The sequence below is a fragment of the Pantoea sp. UBA5035 genome, assembly GCF_002415245.1.
In the GTDB taxonomy this organism is placed as follows: domain Bacteria; phylum Pseudomonadota; class Gammaproteobacteria; order Enterobacterales; family Enterobacteriaceae; genus Pantoea; species Pantoea septica.
In genome coordinates this window covers 102,024-118,967 of record NZ_DICD01000011.1, presented here as the reverse complement: position 1 = coordinate 118,967, position 16,944 = coordinate 102,024, and the positions used below count along the sequence as shown (strand labels likewise).

Here is a 16,944-nt window from a genome sequence, read left to right as displayed (position 1 = left end):
TTTTTAACGCTAGCGGATTAGTCGTCCAGGAAGCTGCGCAGCACTTCCGAACGGCTCGGGTGGCGCAGCTTACGCAGCGCTTTCGCTTCAATCTGACGAATACGCTCACGCGTAACGTCGAACTGTTTGCCCACCTCTTCCAGCGTATGGTCGGTGTTCATATCGATGCCGAAACGCATGCGCAGCACTTTGGCTTCGCGCGCGGTCAGGCCCGCCAGCACGTCGTGGGTGGCTGAACGCAGGCTCTCGGAGGTCGCAGAGTCGAGCGGCAGCTCCAGCGTGGTGTCTTCGATAAAGTCGCCCAGATGCGAATCTTCGTCGTCGCCAATCGGCGTCTCCATGGAGATAGGCTCTTTAGCGATTTTCAGCACTTTGCGGATCTTGTCTTCCGGCATCAGCATGCGCTCGGCCAGCTCTTCCGGCGTCGGCTCGCGGCCCATCTCCTGCAGCATCTGGCGCGAGATACGGTTAAGCTTGTTAATGGTCTCAATCATATGCACCGGAATACGGATGGTACGCGCCTGGTCGGCGATAGAGCGGGTGATCGCCTGACGGATCCACCATGTCGCATAGGTCGAGAACTTGTAACCACGACGGTATTCGAACTTATCAACCGCTTTCATCAGGCCGATGTTGCCTTCCTGAATCAGATCGAGGAACTGCAGACCGCGGTTGGTGTATTTTTTCGCGATTGAAATCACCAGACGCAGGTTTGCCTCCACCATCTCTTTCTTCGCACGACGCGCTTTCGCTTCGCCGATAGACATGCGACGGTTGATATCTTTTACCTGCTCGATGGTCAGGCCAGTCTCTTCTTCGATCTGATGCAGTTTCTGCAGGCAGCGCATCACATCTTCTTCCACTTCTTTCAGCTTCTCTGACCAGGGTTTATTCATGGCCAGCGCGGCTTTGAACCAGCTCTCGCTAGTCTCGTTGCCGGTAAACAGCGTGATGAAGTTTTTCTTCGGCATTTTGCACAGTTCAACGCACAGCTTCATGATGATGCGCTCTTGCGTACGCACGCGCTCCATCATCTCGCGCATGTTGTTCACCAGGTAGTCGAACTGTTTCGGCACCAGGCGGAACTGCTTAAAGACGTCAGAAAGGTTCTGAATCTCTTTTACTGCGTCAGCATGGCTGCGACCTTTGCTCTTGATAACAAGGCGGGTCGTTTCATACTGCGTGCGCAGCTCGACGAATTTTTCGCGCGCCAGTTCCGGATCGATTGAGTTATCGTCGTCGGAGCTGTCGTCTTCGCTCTCTTCGTCTTCATCTTCGTCGTCGTCGCGGTCTTCCTGAGACAGCTCAGAGCCGACGTGGGTGGCGGTAGGCGCCAGATCTTCTTCAGCGTTTGGATCCACGAAGCCGGTGATCAGGTCGGAGAGGCGAGATTCGCCCGCTTCAACTTTGTCGTACTGCTCCAGCAGATAGGTAATGGCTTCCGGATATTCCGCAACGGAACACTGTACCTGGTTGATACCGTCTTCGATACGCTTGGCGATGTCGATTTCGCCTTCGCGCGTCAGCAGCTCAACGGTACCCATCTCGCGCATATACATGCGCACCGGGTCGGTGGTGCGGCCAATTTCAGATTCTACGCTGGATAACACCTGAGCGGCGGCTTCCGCGGCATCTTCGTCAGTATCGGCGCTGTTTTCGTTCAGCATCAGATCGTCGGCGTCAGGGGCTTCTTCCACCACCTGAATGCCCATATCGTTAATCATCTGGATGATGTCTTCGATCTGATCGGAGTCGACGATATCTTCCGGCAGATGGTCATTGACCTCAGCATAGGTCAGATAGCCTTGCTCCTTACCACGGGTGACAAGCAGCTTAAGCTGTGACTGCGGGTTTTGCTCCATAAGACGGTATCCACACTTCTGTTAATTAGATTGGTGTCGGTCGGCAGCGAGCCAACTATAACAGTGAAGGCGTTGTGTTATTGCCGCTGCCTTCGTCGCGGCCAGGGCTTTTGCCCCTCATATATCGGCACTTAAGCCGCTTTGAATATTTTTCGGGCCTGGCTTATTCGCCATTTTCATCCCCGGCAGTGCTCGCACTCCTCACGTACTTCAGTACGCTCCGGGTGCTGCGCGCTGGCGGTGATGAAACTGACTTCACCGCCGACGGCCCTGCTACCTTGCGCTCTGAACGGTAGGCTTTCTCGCCTTGCCGCTAAGAGTCTGTGCTGGACTATCTGACTTTCTCGCCTGGGCCCTGCCAGCGCGCTCTGAACTGGCCGGCTTCGTCGCCCCAGTCGTGCTAACAGCGCGCGCTGCGTAATGCTAAATTCGTCACGTCTCCGGCTTCGCTTATCGCGTCGCTTAGCCTCGGCTTGCGGCGCATTGCCCCAGAAACGAATGGGCCAGAGATGCGCCTTAAACTACGTGCAACATTCTGACCCAGTGAAAATTCTACTTTTTCGCCAGCGCCTGGCTTAACGTCCAGAATTCGCGGCGCTCTTCCGCGCTTAAACCCTGGGTGCGATCGCGAGCGATCAGCTCTTCCAGACGCTGTTCAAGCGCGGCGTCGTAAATACTCGCCAGCGAATCATGAAACACCGCTTCAACTTCCTCATCCACTATCATGTGGTTCCACGTGGCCAAGGTTTCAAGCGTCTGACTAAAATTTGTTCCGCGATATAACTCTAGTAGCTGTCCGGTAGTCAATCCAGGATTCTCGGTGCAACGGCTGACTAATTCAGCAAACAGCGGTAGGCCGGCCATCTTTACCTGCGCCAGACCTTCAAGCGTCGGCACCAGCGTCGCAAGATGCGGGTTTTGCACCAGCAGCGCCACCAGTACGCGCATCGTGGTGCGCTTGAGCGGCGGTGCTGTCGGCGCTACGCCGCTGGGCGCCAGCTTCGGCATCAGCTTCTCTAGCTGGTTATCGTCAAGAATGCCGAGTTTATTACCCAGCTCCTGACGCATATAGATGCGCAGCGTCTCGCCGGGGATCTGGCTAATCAGCGGCAGCGCCAGGGTGCTCAGGCGCGCTTTGCCGTCGCGCGTGCTCAGATCGACCTGCGGCAGCAGCGAGTCGAACAGGAAAGAGGAGAGCGGCATCGCCTGCTCCATACGCGCTTCAAACGCCTCTTTACCCTCTTTACGCACCAGCGTGTCCGGATCTTCGCCGTCCGGCAAAAACATAAAGCGTAGCTGACGTCCGTCATTCATGTAAGGCAATGCGGTTTCCAGTGCGCGCCAGGCGGCTTCCCGACCCGCGCGGTCGCCGTCGTAACAGCAGATCACGGTATCGGTGCTGCGGAACAGCAGCTGGATATGCTCCGCCGTCGTGGAGGTGCCCAGCGACGCCACGGCATAATCAATGCCGAACTGCGCCAGCGCCACCACGTCCATATAACCTTCCACCACTAGCAGGCGGGCAGGCTGCGGATGATTCTTTTGCGCTTCATACAGGCCGTAAAGCTGGCGGCCCTTATGGAAAATCGGCGTTTCCGGCGAGTTCAGGTACTTGGGCGTATCGTTGCCCAGCACGCGGCCGCCGAAACCAATTACGCGTCCGCGCTTGTCGCGAATCGGAAACATGACGCGCTCGCGAAAGCGGTCATAGGTGCGGCCCTTATCGTTGGAAACCAGCATGCCAGCTTCCATCAGGGACTCGCGGTCGTCTTTATTGCCGCCGAAGCGCTTTAAAACGTTATCCCAGCCCGGCGGCGCGAAGCCGATAGCGAAATGCTCAATGACCTCGGCGCTTAAGCCGCGGTTGCTGAGATAGTCGCGCGCCGCGCGCGCATTGGACTGCGTCAGGCTCTGCTGATAAAACCCGTTAAGGTTTTCCATCAGCTGATAAAGGCTCTGGCGCTGATGGCGCTCCATCGGGCTCGGGCCGCTGCCCGCTTCGTAGGGCACTTCCAGACCATGCTGCGTCGCCAGCTCTTCGATACTCTCGACAAATTCCAGCCGATCGTAATTCATCAAAAAGTCGATGGCGTTGCCGTGTGCGCCACAGCCGAAACAGTGATAAAACTGCTTCTCGCCGTTTACGGTGAAAGAGGGGGTTTTCTCATTGTGGAAGGGACAACACGCGTGGAAGTTCTTACCCTGCTTTTTCAGCTTAACGCGGGCATCGATAAGATCCACGATATCCGTGCGGGCAAGCAGATCATTGATAAAAACGCGCGGGATTCTTCCAGCCATAAGCCCCAGTTTTTCAGCTCATAAACGGCAACAAGCCGCGCTTCCTTTCGGAAAGCACGGCCTCTTACTTGACTCTGTCTGCGTTTAACACGCGGTGGAGGCGAACCTCCGGAGGTACTTAGTACAGACGAGTGCGGCGTGCGTTTTCGCGAGCCAGTTTCTTGGCGTGACGCTTAACTGCAGACGCTTTAGCGCGCTTACGTTCTGTGGTCGGTTTTTCATAGAACTCACGACGACGAACTTCAGCCAGAACGCCTGCTTTCTCGCAGGAACGCTTGAAGCGACGCAGTGCTACGTCGAATGGCTCGTTTTCACGTACTTTAATTACCGGCATGTAACTCTCACCTCGATAAAATTCGGTTTTTGCTGCTGACTGCGGCGTCAGCACATTTCAAAATGGTGCAGCATTTTACTCCAACGCGAGTCGGTTTGTAAAGCACCATGGACAATTAAGAACCAACAGGAGCGTTTGCCGATGCGGCTGCCGGTTTTTTTCAAGGGTGCGGAGTATAGCGCACTCTTTGCGCGCCACGAAATCACTTTTTGCAGCGAAAGCGTCGACGAACGCAGGCGTGGCTATGCTACACTGCGCGCCGCAAGTAAGGGGTAAGCGCTATGCGAATTCTGGGTATTGAAACATCCTGCGATGAAACCGGCATCGCAATCTATGATGACGAAGCGGGCCTGCTCGCCAATCAGCTTTACAGCCAGGTGAAACTGCACGCCGATTACGGCGGCGTAGTGCCGGAACTGGCGTCGCGCGATCACGTGCGCAAAACCGTGCCGCTGATTCAGGCAGCGCTGAAACAGGCGAACCTGCAGCCGCAGCAGATCGACGCTGTCGCCTATACGGCGGGACCTGGCCTGGTCGGCGCGCTGCTGGTCGGCGCCACTATCGGCCGCTCGCTCGCCTTCGCGTGGAAGGTGCCTGCGGTTCCGGTACACCATATGGAAGGGCATCTGCTGGCGCCGATGCTGGAGGAAAACCCACCGCAGTTCCCGTTTGTGGCGCTGCTGGTGTCGGGCGGCCATACCCAGCTGATTAGCGTAACCGGCATCGGCGAGTATGCGCTGCTGGGCGAGTCTATCGACGACGCCGCCGGCGAAGCCTTCGACAAAACCGCCAAGCTGCTGGGGCTCGACTATCCCGGCGGCCCGATGCTGTCGAAAATGGCGCAGCAGGGCGTGGCGGGACGTTTTACCTTCCCGCGTCCGATGACCGATCGTCCCGGGCTCGACTTTAGCTTTTCCGGCCTGAAGACCTTTGCCGCCAATACCATTCGTGAGAATGCGGACGACGCGCAAACGCGCGCCGATATCGCCCGCGCCTTCGAGGATGCGGTGGTCGATACCCTGATGATCAAGTGCAAGCGCGCGCTGGAGCAAACCGGCTTTAAGCGGCTGGTGATCGCGGGCGGCGTCAGCGCCAACCGCACGCTGCGTGAGCGGATGGCGCAGATGATGCAGGCGCGCGGCGGAGAAGTTTTCTATGCCCGTCCTGAGTTCTGCACCGACAACGGCGCGATGATCGCCTATGCGGGCATGGTGCGTCTGAAGGGCGGCACGCGCGGCGGGCTGGGCGTCAGCGTACGGCCTCGCTGGCCGCTGGCGGAACTGCCGGCTATTGAAAGCCATTAAGATAACGGCGCTATTTTTCTTACCGACGGCAGCTAAACTTCGCAAGCGGGTGAGACGGACCGAAGAGCAAAGCGTTCCGCGACAGGGATGTCGCGGGCCGAGCTGGCAGGATGCCACTTTTTGCGTCTTTGCGATCGGGCCGTCTCACCCGCGTCGGCTCCGGGCCGTAAAACAGAAAAGTCTTTATTTTTTCTCTTCGCGCGCTTTCTTGCGCTTCCAGATTTTACTCTCCTGCCCGCGCCACAGCCGCTGAATATTGTCGTGATGACGCAGCAAAATCAGGCATGACAGCATCGACACCGGAAAGGTGAACTGCGGCTTAAACCACCAGACGTAAAAAGGCGCAATCAGCGCGCTGACGATGGCGCCCAGCGAGGAATAGCCGCTCAGCAGTACCGTCAGCAGCCAGGTGCCGGTCATCAGTCCGGTTAAATCCCAGCCGATCGGCGCGATAGCGCCCAGCGCGGTGGCGACGCCTTTGCCGCCGCGAAAGCGAAAAAAGACCGGATAGATATGGCCGAGACAGGCTGCGATAGCGGTAAGGCCAAGATAAAGCGGCGCGAGATGCAGCAGATAAGCCAGCCAGACCGGCACCATGCCTTTGAGAATATCGAAAATCAAAACGCAGGCCGCAGCGGCTTTGCCGCCGATGCGCAACACGTTGGTCGCGCCAGGATTACCTGAACCCTGAGTACGCGGATCGGGCAGTCCGGCGATTTTGCAGACCAGAATGGCGCTCGAAATCGAACCGCAAAGATACGCGAAAAAAATCATACCAGGCGCGATAGCACTCATATTACCGTACCGTTTCCTTTAGGGTCGTTTTGTCTTCGTGAACCGTGGATAATACGCATTATATGCCGGAAGTGGTATCCGGCTTAGCCAAAAACAGAGACTGTCATCATGGATATCGTTTTTATCGAGCAACTCACGGTGTACACCACCATTGGCGTTTACGACTGGGAACAGGGCATTCAGCAGAAGCTGGTGCTCGATGTCGAAATGGCGTGGGACAATCGGCTGGCGGCGCGCAGCGACGATGTAAACGACTGTCTGAGCTATGCCGATGTCTCTGAGGCGATCCTCACGCACCTGAGCGGCACACGCTTCGCGCTGGTAGAGCGGGTAGCGGAGGAAATCGCGGACCTGCTGATGACCCGTTTCAGCACGCCTGGCGTGCGCATTAAAGTCGCCAAACCAGGCGCGGTGGCGCAGGCAAACCAGGTAGGCGTTCGCATTGAGCGCGGGACTATTCCTAAATGAATACGTTGTGATTGCCATCACAATGAAACCAACCCAAATTATTGTCTGTCATAACAGGCGCCGTTGCGTTGTGAAACGCACAGGTCGCCGAAAGCCTTAAGGTTTCCCTCAGGCAGGCGATGGCAAAATTTCAGGCGGAAGCAGACTCGCGACCGCCTTTTTAATGGGTTTAAAACGGATATAAGGAAAATGTGATGGCAGATATTCATCAGCTTTGGGTGGCTGCAATCCTGGGCATCGTGGAGGGGCTGACGGAGTTTCTGCCAGTCTCCTCCACGGGGCACATGATTATTGTCGGCCACCTGCTGGGTTTCGAAGGCGACAAAGCGGAAACCTTCGAAGTGGTGATCCAGCTCGGGTCCATTCTTGCCGTGGTGGTGATGTTCTGGCGTCGTCTGTTTGGATTAATCGGCATTCACTTCGGCCAGGTGAAGCATGAAGGGGTCGGACGCGGCCATCTGACGCTGATCCATATCCTGCTGGGGATGGTTCCGGCGGTGGTCATCGGGCTGCTGCTGCATGACCAGATCAAAACGCTGTTTAACCCGATCAACGTGATGTACGCGCTGGTAGTCGGCGGCGTGCTGCTGCTGGTGGCGGAATACCTGAAGCCGAAACAGCCGAAAGCAGTGGGCATTGACGATATTACCTATCGCCAGGCCTTTATGATCGGCTGCTTCCAGTGCCTCGCGCTCTGGCCGGGCTTCTCCCGCTCCGGCGCCACCATTTCCGGCGGCATGCTGATGGGCGTCAGCCGTTACGCGGCGTCAGAGTTCTCGTTTATTCTCGCCGTGCCGATGATGATGGGCGCCACCGGCCTCGATCTCTATAAAAGCATCGGTTTCCTGACGATGAACGATCTGCCGATGTTCGCCGTCGGCTTTGTGACCGCCTTTGTCGTGGCGCTGATTGCCATCAAGGCCTTCCTTGAGCTGATCAAACGTATCTCGTTCGTCTCGTTCGCCATCTACCGCTTTATCGTTGCGGCAGCGGTCTACGCTATCTTTATGTAACGCCTGCGCGGCCAGCCATCAGGCTGGCCGCATCTCCGCAATGCCCTGCGCCACGGCGGCGATACGACGCCGCGTCAGCTCCTCTCGCACCTCCGCGCCTTTGAAACCCGCCTCGATAACCGCTTTGGTCGGCACCGACTGCGCCAGCGCGAACGCCTGACGCAGATAGTCGCCCTGCGGATAAGGCATGTTCTCAAGGCCAGCGCGGCCGCGCGCATCCGCCTCGCTGGTCAGCGCGATTTGCTCAACCCGATGCGGCTTGCGCCAGGCGTCAATACGATCGAACAGCGCGACTAAGGCGTCCGCCGACTGACGTTCGATGGTATGCACCACATCGTGAAATTCCGTGACGATCAGCGCCAGATCGCGAATGGCGTTGGGCACGCGCAGGCGCTGACAGAGCGCCTCCACCAGCGGCACGCCCGCCGCGCCGTGGCCGTGATGGCTCGGCCACTTCTCCGGCGGCGTCAGCGCCTTGCCGACGTCGTGGAACAGCGTGGCGAAACGCACATCGATCTCGTCCGACAGCGACGCCGCCAGCGTCAGCGTCATTAGGGTGTGCACGCCGGTATCGATCTCCGGATGCCACTTCGCCGGCGCAGGAATGCCGAATAGCCTGTCGAGTTCCGGAAACAGCACCTCAAGCGCGCCGCAGTCGCGCAGCGTCTGGAAATAGACCTGCGGATTGCGCGAGGTCAGCGCCTTCTCCGTCTCTTTCCAGACGCGCTCGGCGGTGAGATGGCTCAGCTCGCCGCTGGCCGCCATCTGGCGCATCAGCGCCTGGGTCTCGTCGGCGATGCGGAAATTAAGGTGGGCGAAACGCGCCGCAAAGCGCGCCACGCGCAGCACGCGCAGCGGATCTTCGTTAAAGGCGTCGGAAACGTGGCGCAGCAGACGCGCCTGCAGATCGCGCTCGCCGTGAAAGGGATCGATCAGCTCGCCGTTTTCCCGCTGCGCGATGGCGTTGATGGTGAGATCGCGGCGTCGCAGATCCTGCTCCAGCGTTACGTCGGGCGCGGACCAGGTGACGAAGCCGGTGTAGCCGTTGCCGCTTTTGCGTTCGGTGCGCGCCAGCGCATATTCTTCCCGGCTTTGCGGATGCAAAAACACCGGAAAATCGCGGCCGACCTGCTGAAAGCCCTGCGCCAGCATCGCCTCCGGCGTCGCGCCGACCACCACCCAGTCCCGGTCTTTAACCGGCAGTTTTAACAGCGCATCGCGAACGGCGCCGCCTACTAAATACGTCTTCACTCAACAACTCCAGAGATAATAAAAAGGCGCGCCGGACGGCACATCCGCCGCTAAACATTCAGCGCGCTTGTTGCTCTATTGTTGCACACAATGGCCAGATTGCAGGCATGACGAAAAGGGCATCAAAGGATGCCCCTAGCGCAAGGAACGCAAAACGCGGGAAAAAAGCTTAGTTCATCCAGCGATCTTTTTTCTTACGGCGCGGCACCATATGCGGCAGCACCAGCCCCAGCAGCAGGCCGACGCCCAGCACGCCGCCGCCATACATAAACCACTGCATGATGATGGTGCGCTGCTTGTCATCCAGCTGAACGTTGGCGGCGCTGACTTTTTTCTGCGCCACGATCAGCTCGTTTTTCAGCTTCTGGTTCTCTTCTTTCAGCCCGTTGATGACGCTGTCGCTATTGGCGACCTTGTTCTGCATCTCGGCGGTACGCTGGTTCCAGCTGTTGTCGATATTGCCCAGCTTCGCGGTCAGATCTTTGACCTGCTGCTCCAGCTGCGGCACGCGGGTGCGCAGGCTCGGTTCGGCGCTGAGCTGCGACAGCGGGATCCAGACGGTACGGCCTTCCGAATCGCGGATCTGGCCGTAGTTGGTATCGTTGTTGGTCTGCACCAGCTGCACTTCTTCGCCCGCGTTCAGCTTGCCGAGCAGGCGATACTGATCGCCCGGTCCGCTGCGAACCCAGGTGGATAATTCGTCGGAGATGTAGCGTTTTTCATCTGCATGGGCTGGTGCGAGCGTGCTGATAGCCAGCAAGGTAAGGCCTGCGATTACAATTTTTTTCATTCGATGTCGTTTTAGCTTGGGGGTCTGTAAATTTACCGGCACAGTCTGGAACCGCCTCGCATAAATCTGAATGAGAACTATCCTGGTCTCATTTCCCTGCGAAAAGGGTAGCGAAAGCGCAAAGAAAGCCGAGACAGCCCGCCTTCAGTGCATTACTCTTCGCCAGATAATCCTCGTAAGTGCCAGCAGCGTATTGAATAAAAAATTATGACCATCGAAATCGAACTAAAGTTCATTGCCACGCCTGACGTCGCCAGCAAGCTGGCGCAGACTCTCGCCGCTTATCCGCACCAGCACCAGGCCGCGCGGGCGCTAAGCAACATCTATTTTGAGACAGATGACAACCAGCTGCGCCGCTGGGATATGGGCCTGCGTATTCGCGGCGTTGACGGTCACTATGAGATGACGCTGAAGAGCGCCGGGAAAACGCTCGGCGGCCTGCATCAGCGCGCGGAATATAACATCGACCTGCCCGAGGCGAAGCTCGATATCGCGCGGCTGCCCGCCGAGGTCTGGCCGCAGGGCACCGACGTCGCCGCGCTGCAGCAGCGCCTGCAGCCGCTCTTTAGCACCCATTTCCAGCGCGAAACCTGGCTGGTTCAGGTAGGCGAAAGCGAAGTGGAAGTGGCGTTCGATTGCGGTGCGGTCGCCACAGAGACGCTGAGCGAAGATCTGTTTGAAGTGGAGCTGGAGCTGAAAAGCGGCCAGCGCGGCGACATGATGACCTTCGCCCGCAAGCTGGTCGCCATCGGCGGCCTGCGTCTCGGCAGCCTGAGCAAAGCGGCGCGCGGCTATCAGCTGGCGCAGGGCAATCCGCCACGACCGCTGCGTCCGTTCCCGCTGCTGAAGGCCGCGCCGAAAGCGACGGTGGAAGAGGGGATGGTGACCGCGATGTCGAGCGCCCTGAGCCACTGGCAATACCATGAAGAGGTCTGGCTGCGCGGCAACGCCGAGGCGCAGCGCAGCGTCGTCGAGGCGCTGGAAGCGCTGCGTCAGGCTTTCTCTCTATTTGGCGCGCTGGTGCCGCGCAAGGCAAGCAGCGAGCTGCGTCAGAAGCTCACTACGCTGGAAGAGACTCTCGCCGAGCCGGTGAAAGATGCGCAGGCGCTGAGCTTCTCGTCGCTCTCCGTAGAGACCCAGTTAGCGCTTACTCACTGGCTGGTGGAGTCGCAGTGGCGGCGCTGGATCGATGCCAAAAACCAGGCGAAGCTCGATGGCTCCTTCAAGCGTTTCAGCGACATCATGCTGAGCCGCATCGCAGCCGATCTCAAAGAGACATTCAGCGACGTGCAGCAGCTGAACGAATATCACGACAAGGCGACGCGCCTGTCGCGTCAGCTGCTGGCGGTGCATCTGCTGGCAGGCGCCTACCCGGCGGAAGCCGTTTCCGTCTGGCTGGCGCCGTGGCAGCAGCTGCAACAGTCTATTGCGCAAAACCAGGAGCACTGGCTGCGATCGCTGGCGAACCAGGCGATCCGCCAGCCGGCTTTCTGGCTGAACAGCAGCGCGCCACGATGATCTGACCCATCAGGGAGAGAAGACGTTGTTAGAGTTACCCGCTGAATTACAGGCGCAGGCGGCCAGCGCGGCCGAGCGCCTTGGCGTCGCTGCCGACGCCTTAACCGACGCGCAGCGCGCCGCGCTGGCGTTCAGTGATTTCATCGCCGAGAACCTGCAACGTCATCCTGAATGGTGGCTGGCGATCCAGCAGCAGGCGCCGCAGCCGGAGGAGTGGCAGCACTATGCGCGCTGGCTGGATAAGGATCTCACCGCGGTGGACAGCGAGGCGGCGCTGATGCGCGCGCTGCGGCTGTTTCGCCGCCGCATGCTGGTGCGGGTCGCCTGGATGCAGTGTCTGGGCGAGGCCAGCACCGAACAGAGCCTGCGGCAGCTTAGCGTGCTGGCTGAGGTGCTGATCGGCCGCGCGCGCGACTGGGTCTACCAGGCGTGCTGCCAGGATTTCGGCACGCCCTGCAACAGCGCGGGCGAGCCGCAGCCGATGCTGATCCTCGGCATGGGCAAGCTGGGCGGCGGCGAACTCAACTTCTCTTCCGATATCGACCTGATCTTCGCCTGGCCGGAAAACGGCGCGACGCGCGGCGGACGACGCGAGCTGGATAACGCTCAGTTCTTCACGCGCATGGGGCAGCGGCTGATCAAGGTGCTGGATCAGCCCACCATGGACGGCTTCGTCTACCGCGTCGATATGCGGCTGCGCCCTTTCGGCGACAGCGGCCCGCTGGTGCTGAGCTTCGCCGCGCTGGAGGATTACTATCAGGAGCAGGGTCGCGACTGGGAGCGCTATGCGATGGTCAAGGCGCGCCTGATGGGCGACGATCAGGATCGCTGGAGCCAGGAGCTGCAGCAGATGCTGCGCCCCTTTATCTATCGCCGCTATATCGACTTCAGCGTGATCCAGTCGCTGCGCAATATGAAAAGCATGATCACCCGCGAAGTGCGGCGGCGCGGGCTGACCAACAATATCAAGCTGGGCGCGGGCGGCATTCGCGAAACCGAATTTATCGTACAGGTCTTTCAGCTGATACGCGGCGGACGTGAGCGCTCGCTACAGCTGCGTTCTCTGCTGCCGACGCTTGCAGCCATCGGCGAGCTGGGGCTGCTGACGCCGGAGCAGGTCGCGACGCTGCGCGACGCTTACCTCTTTCTGCGTCGTCTGGAGAATCTGCTGCAAAGCCTCAACGACGAACAGACCCAGACGCTGCCGGGCGATGCGCTTAACCGCGCGCGGCTCGCCTGGGCGATGAACGCCGAGAGCTGGCCCGCGCTGACGGCGCAGCTTGAGACGCACATGGCGGCGGTGCGCGCCATTTTCGACGAGCTAATCGGCGAAGATATTCCCGAAATAAGCGATCAGCCGGAGCTGCTGGAATTCAGCGGCATGTGGCAGGATTCGCTCGAAGATGCCGAGCTGGCGCCGCTGGTGCCGCAGCTCGACGATGAACAGCGCCGGGCGCTGCATCGCGCGCTGGACGATTTTCGCCAGGACATCAGCCGCCGCACCATTGGGCCGCGCGGACGGCTGGCGATCGACCAGCTGATGCCGCGGCTGTTGAGCGAGGTCTGCCCGCGCGACGACGCCGCGGTCACCTTCAGCCGCCTTGTTCCGCTATTGCTGGGCGTACTGACGCGCAGCACCTATCTGGAGCTGCTTACCGAATATCATGGCGCCCTACGGCACCTGATCCGCCTGTGCGCGGCGTCGCCGATGATCGCCAGCCAGCTGGCGCGCTATCCGCTGCTGCTGGATGAGCTGCTCGATCCCGCCACGCTCTATCAGCCGACCGCTACCGACGCCTACCGCGACGAGCTGCGCCAGTATCTGATGCGCATCCCGGTAGATGATGAAGAGCAGCAGCTGGAGGCGGTGCGCCAGTTCAAGCAGGCGCAGCTGCTGCGCATTGCGGCGGCGGATATTGCGGGTACGCTGCCGGTTATGAAAGTGAGCGATCACTTAACATGGCTGGCGGAAGCTATTATCGAATCGGTGGTGCAGCAGGCGTGGCAGATGATGGTGCAGCGCTATGGCCGGCCGCAGCATCTGAAAAACGAGCGCGAGCGCGGCTTCGCGGTGCTGGGCTACGGCAAGCTGGGCGGCTGGGAGCTGGGCTACAGCTCCGATCTCGATCTGGTGTTTCTGCATGACTGCCCGGCAGAGACGGTCACCGACGGCGAGCGCAGCATCGACGGCCGTCAGTTCTATCTGCGGCTGGCGCAGCGCATTATGCATCTCTTCAGCACGCGCACCGCCTCGGGGATCCTCTACGAAGTGGACGCACGGCTGCGGCCTTCCGGCGCAGCTGGCATGCTGGTCAGCACCTTTGACGCCTTTGACGAGTATCAGCGCCACGAAGCCTGGACCTGGGAGCATCAGGCGCTGGTGCGCGCCCGCGTGGTGTTTGGCGATGAGGCGCTCGCGGGACGCTTTAACGCTATCCGCCGCGCCATTCTCTGCCTGCCGCGCGCGCCGGAGGCGCTGCAAAAAGAGGTGCGCGAGATGCGCGAAAAAATGCGCGCGCACCTCAGCAACCGGCACAAAGGGCGCTGGGAGATCAAAACCGATGAGGGCGGCATTACCGACATTGAATTCATCGCGCAATATTTTGTCTTAGCCTGGGCCGCCGAGCAGCCCGAGCTGACGCGCTGGTCCGATAACGTGCGCATTTTCGAACTGGCGGCGCGCTACGACAAAATGCCGGAGGCGGAAGCGCAGGCGCTGACGCACGCCTACGTGACGCTGCGCGACGCGCTGCATCATCTGGCGCTGCAGGAGCTGCCCGGCCACGTTGAGCCGGACGCCTTCGTCGTCGAGCGGCAAACCGTGATGGCGAGCTGGCAGCGCTGGCTGGCGTCGCCGCCCGCACCTTAAAGCGCCTGTTGATAGCGCAGATCGCATCTGTGCTATCATCCGCGCACTATTTTTACTGCAGTCTGGAGTGTCTGGAATGAAAGTTACTTTGCCCGCGTTCGACCGTGCTTCGGTGCTGGTCGTAGGCGATGTGATGTTGGATCGCTACTGGTATGGCCCAACTAGCCGTATCTCTCCTGAAGCGCCGGTGCCGGTGGTAAAAGTGGACGCTATCGAAGAGCGTCCCGGCGGCGCGGCAAACGTGGCGATGAACATTGCAGCGCTGGGCGCCGCCTCGCAGCTGATCGGTTTAACCGGCGAAGATGACGCGGCGCGCGTGCTGAGCGAAACGCTGAAAAACGTCAACGTTCGCTGTGACTTCGTGGCGGTCAAAACCCATCCCACCATTACCAAACTGCGCGTGCTGTCGCGCAACCAGCAGCTGCTGCGCCTCGATTTTGAAGAGGGGTTCGAGCAGGTCGATCCAGAGCCGATCCATCAGCGGCTGCGTCAGTCGCTGGCGACTGCCGGCGCGCTGGTGCTCTCCGACTATGCGAAAGGCGCGCTCGCCAGCGTGCAGACCATGATTCGCCTGGCGCGCGAGGCTAACGTGCCGGTGCTGATCGATCCCAAAGGCACCGACTTCGAGCGCTATCGCGGCGCCACACTGCTGACGCCGAACCTGTCAGAGTTCGAAGCGGTGGTCGGCAAATGTAAAAACGAAGAGGAGATCGTCAGCCGCGGCATGCAGCTGGTGGCGGATTATGAACTCTCCGCGCTGCTGGTGACGCGCTCTGAAAACGGCATGACGCTGCTGCAGCCTGGCAAAGCGCCGCTACATCTGCCGACGCAGGCGCAGGAAGTCTTCGACGTGACCGGCGCGGGTGATACCGTGATCGGCGTGCTGGCGGCGACCCTGGCGGCAGGCGACTCCCTCGAAGATGCCTGCTTTATGGCGAACGCGGCGGCGGGCGTCGTGGTCGGCAAGCTGGGCACCTCGACCGTGAGTCCGGTCGAGCTGGAAAACGCCATTCATGCGCGTCCGGAAGAGGGCTTCGGCATCATGAACGAAGCGCAGCTGAAAATCGCGGTCGAGCAAGCGCGCAAGCGCGGCGAGAAAGTGGTGATGACCAACGGCGTGTTCGACATTCTGCACGCCGGCCACGTCTCTTACCTGGCCAATGCGCGCAAGCTGGGCGATCGCCTGATTGTGGCGGTCAACAGCGATGCTTCAACGAAGCGCCTGAAAGGCAGCAGCCGTCCGGTGAATCCGCTGGTCAATCGCATGATTGTGCTCGGCGCGCTGGAAGCGGTGGACTGGGTCGTGGCGTTTGAAGAGGATACGCCGCAGCGTCTGATCGCCAGCGTGTTGCCGGATCTGCTGGTAAAAGGCGGCGATTACAAGCCGGAAGATATCGCGGGCAGCAAAGAGGTGTGGGCCAGCGGCGGCGACGTGCGCGTGCTGAATTTTGAGGACGGCATCTCTACCACCAACATTATTAAAACCATTCGCGGCGAGTAGTTATGCGGGCGGGCGCATCCGCGCCCGCCGTTAAAGCTTACTGCGGGGTGTCGATCTTGCCTGCCGGATCGGGCGTAACGACCGCCGGAGCGGGCGCGGAAGGCTGATGGCTTTCCAGCTGCGCCAGACGCTGCTCCAGCGCGGCCAGCTTTTCACGCGTGCGCAGCAGCACCTGCGTCTGCACATCGAACTCTTCACGATTGACCAAATCCATACGCGTCAGCTGCGCCTGCAGAACCTGGCGAATTTTCTTTTCGACATCGTCGCCAAATTCACGAATCCCTTTCGGCATCGCCTCGTGCACCTGACGCGCAAGTTGTTCAATTTTTTTCGTGTCGATCATGATGATTTCCTGGTTTCGTGTTGCTGGGGACAGCAGGGGGTGGATCCTGATAATGGATAAGTGTAATGCCTGAAACGAAAAGGTTAAACCCGAAATCGACATGGCAGGAAATGCAAAACGTACGCGGTGATGAATAATGCGCCAGGCGGCAGACAGGGTCCGATCGCAAAGACGCAAAACCCGGCATCCTTGCCCGCTCGGCTCGCGTAAATACGCACCTCATCCTTGAGGTGCGCCCGTCGCCGGGCCAACGCGCTGCGTTGTTCAAAAACGCTCCCTGCGTTTTTGTCCCTGACGCGAGACGCTTTGCTCTTCGGACCCTGTCTGCCGCTGTTGAGCCTCATCTACAGCCTGAAATGCAAAAGCATTTGCGGTTTTGTTGATTGCCCGACCTGTTGAATGGCGCTATAGTAATTTTGCTTATTCTCAGGGCGGGGCGAAATTCCCCACCGGCGGTAAATCAGCGTGAGCTGAAAGCCCGCGAGCGCTTCCCGGCAACGGGAAGGTCAGCAGATCCGGTGTAATTCCGGGGCCGACGGTTAAAGTCCGGATGGGAGAGGGTAACGACATCTGCCGGGCTACGCCCGCTTCGCGTTAT

At 59.6% G+C, this 16,944-nt stretch carries 13 protein-coding genes and 1 riboswitch; of the genes, 6 read left to right on the top strand and 7 right to left on the bottom strand.

Going from position 1 to position 16,944, the window contains the following annotated elements; translation table 11 throughout:
* Positions 1–17: 17 nt before the first annotated feature.
* The 3 genes from rpoD to rpsU form a co-directional block, all read right to left on the bottom strand.
* A complete protein-coding gene (rpoD, locus tag B3229_RS08020) occupies positions 18–1,862 on the bottom strand; it encodes an RNA polymerase sigma factor RpoD (RefSeq protein ID WP_033752514.1) in 1,845 nt (614 codons plus the stop codon).
* A gap of 552 nt (positions 1,863–2,414) precedes the next feature.
* Entirely contained in the window at positions 2,415–4,160 is a 1,746-nt protein-coding gene (gene dnaG, locus B3229_RS08015) for a DNA primase (RefSeq protein WP_048783617.1), read from the bottom strand.
* A 118-nt stretch (positions 4,161–4,278) separates the two neighbouring features.
* Positions 4,279–4,494: a 30S ribosomal protein S21 gene (rpsU, locus tag B3229_RS08010; RefSeq protein WP_001144069.1), complete on the bottom strand. Its 216-nt coding sequence runs from the start codon at positions 4,492–4,494 to the stop codon at positions 4,279–4,281.
* Positions 4,495–4,775: 281 nt separating this feature from the next.
* On the opposite strand from rpsU, the gene tsaD reads away from it, so the two are divergent.
* A complete protein-coding gene (gene tsaD / locus B3229_RS08005; RefSeq protein WP_048783614.1) occupies positions 4,776–5,798 on the top strand; it encodes a tRNA (adenosine(37)-N6)-threonylcarbamoyltransferase complex transferase subunit TsaD in 1,023 nt (340 codons plus the stop codon).
* A gap of 183 nt (positions 5,799–5,981) precedes the next feature.
* On the opposite strand, the gene plsY is transcribed toward tsaD, so the two are convergent.
* The gene (gene plsY / locus B3229_RS08000; protein WP_048783612.1) at positions 5,982–6,593 is read right to left on the bottom strand and encodes a glycerol-3-phosphate 1-O-acyltransferase PlsY; all 612 of its coding nucleotides are present in this window, start codon (positions 6,591–6,593) and stop codon (positions 5,982–5,984) included.
* A 108-nt stretch (positions 6,594–6,701) separates the two neighbouring features.
* Here plsY and folB point away from each other — a divergent pair, with 108 nt between their 5' ends.
* Positions 6,702–7,061 carry a bifunctional dihydroneopterin aldolase/7,8-dihydroneopterin epimerase gene (gene folB / locus B3229_RS07995; RefSeq protein ID WP_033752500.1) on the top strand — a complete coding sequence of 120 codons (360 nt, stop codon included), beginning with the start codon at positions 6,702–6,704 and terminating at the stop codon, positions 7,059–7,061.
* Between the two features lie 194 nt (positions 7,062–7,255).
* A complete protein-coding gene (bacA, locus tag B3229_RS07990; protein ID WP_048783608.1) occupies positions 7,256–8,074 on the top strand; it encodes an undecaprenyl-diphosphate phosphatase in 819 nt (272 codons plus the stop codon).
* An 18-nt stretch (positions 8,075–8,092) separates the two neighbouring features.
* On the opposite strand, the gene B3229_RS07985 is transcribed toward bacA, so the two are convergent.
* Positions 8,093–9,325: a multifunctional CCA addition/repair protein gene (locus tag B3229_RS07985; protein WP_286870290.1), complete on the bottom strand. Its 1,233-nt coding sequence runs from the start codon at positions 9,323–9,325 to the stop codon at positions 8,093–8,095.
* A gap of 169 nt (positions 9,326–9,494) precedes the next feature.
* Positions 9,495–10,115, bottom strand: a complete 621-nt coding sequence (locus B3229_RS07980; RefSeq protein WP_033752493.1) for a TIGR04211 family SH3 domain-containing protein — start codon at positions 10,113–10,115, stop codon at positions 9,495–9,497.
* A 207-nt stretch (positions 10,116–10,322) separates the two neighbouring features.
* On the opposite strand from B3229_RS07980, the gene B3229_RS07975 reads away from it, so the two are divergent.
* The 3 genes from B3229_RS07975 (at position 10,323) to hldE (ending at position 16,003) form a co-directional block, all read left to right on the top strand.
* A complete protein-coding gene (locus tag B3229_RS07975; protein WP_286870289.1) occupies positions 10,323–11,633 on the top strand; it encodes an inorganic triphosphatase in 1,311 nt (436 codons plus the stop codon).
* A 25-nt stretch (positions 11,634–11,658) separates the two neighbouring features.
* The gene (gene glnE / locus B3229_RS07970; protein WP_286870288.1) at positions 11,659–14,502 is read left to right on the top strand and encodes a bifunctional [glutamate--ammonia ligase]-adenylyl-L-tyrosine phosphorylase/[glutamate--ammonia-ligase] adenylyltransferase; all 2,844 of its coding nucleotides are present in this window, start codon (positions 11,659–11,661) and stop codon (positions 14,500–14,502) included.
* A gap of 76 nt (positions 14,503–14,578) precedes the next feature.
* Complete coding sequence (hldE, locus tag B3229_RS07965; RefSeq protein WP_286870287.1) at positions 14,579–16,003, top strand: bifunctional D-glycero-beta-D-manno-heptose-7-phosphate kinase/D-glycero-beta-D-manno-heptose 1-phosphate adenylyltransferase HldE; 1,425 nt, start codon at positions 14,579–14,581, stop codon at positions 16,001–16,003.
* A 37-nt stretch (positions 16,004–16,040) separates the two neighbouring features.
* Here hldE and ubiK read toward each other — a convergent pair whose 3' ends face one another.
* The gene (ubiK, locus tag B3229_RS07960; protein ID WP_033752486.1) at positions 16,041–16,346 is read right to left on the bottom strand and encodes a ubiquinone biosynthesis accessory factor UbiK; all 306 of its coding nucleotides are present in this window, start codon (positions 16,344–16,346) and stop codon (positions 16,041–16,043) included.
* A 418-nt stretch (positions 16,347–16,764) separates the two neighbouring features.
* A riboswitch (FMN riboswitch) is annotated at positions 16,765–16,912 on the top strand.
* The last annotated feature ends 32 nt before the right edge of the window (positions 16,913–16,944 follow it).

Excerpts from the sequence above, each read along its gene's own strand:
- rpoD (WP_033752514.1), bottom strand. The coding sequence starts at position 1,862 with ATGGAGCAAAACCCGCAGTCACAGCTTAAGCTGCTTGTCACCCGTGGT.
- dnaG (WP_048783617.1), bottom strand. The coding sequence starts at position 4,160 with ATGGCTGGAAGAATCCCGCGCGTTTTTATCAATGATCTGCTTGCCCGC.
- rpsU (WP_001144069.1), bottom strand. The coding sequence starts at position 4,494 with ATGCCGGTAATTAAAGTACGTGAAAACGAGCCATTCGACGTAGCACTG.
- tsaD (WP_048783614.1), top strand. The coding sequence starts at position 4,776 with ATGCGAATTCTGGGTATTGAAACATCCTGCGATGAAACCGGCATCGCA.
- plsY (WP_048783612.1), bottom strand. The coding sequence starts at position 6,593 with ATGAGTGCTATCGCGCCTGGTATGATTTTTTTCGCGTATCTTTGCGGT.
- folB (WP_033752500.1), top strand. The coding sequence starts at position 6,702 with ATGGATATCGTTTTTATCGAGCAACTCACGGTGTACACCACCATTGGC.
- bacA (WP_048783608.1), top strand. The coding sequence starts at position 7,256 with ATGGCAGATATTCATCAGCTTTGGGTGGCTGCAATCCTGGGCATCGTG.
- B3229_RS07980 (WP_033752493.1), bottom strand. The coding sequence starts at position 10,115 with ATGAAAAAAATTGTAATCGCAGGCCTTACCTTGCTGGCTATCAGCACG.
- B3229_RS07975 (WP_286870289.1), top strand. The coding sequence starts at position 10,323 with ATGACCATCGAAATCGAACTAAAGTTCATTGCCACGCCTGACGTCGCC.
- hldE (WP_286870287.1), top strand. The coding sequence starts at position 14,579 with ATGAAAGTTACTTTGCCCGCGTTCGACCGTGCTTCGGTGCTGGTCGTA.
- ubiK (WP_033752486.1), bottom strand. The coding sequence starts at position 16,346 with ATGATCGACACGAAAAAAATTGAACAACTTGCGCGTCAGGTGCACGAG.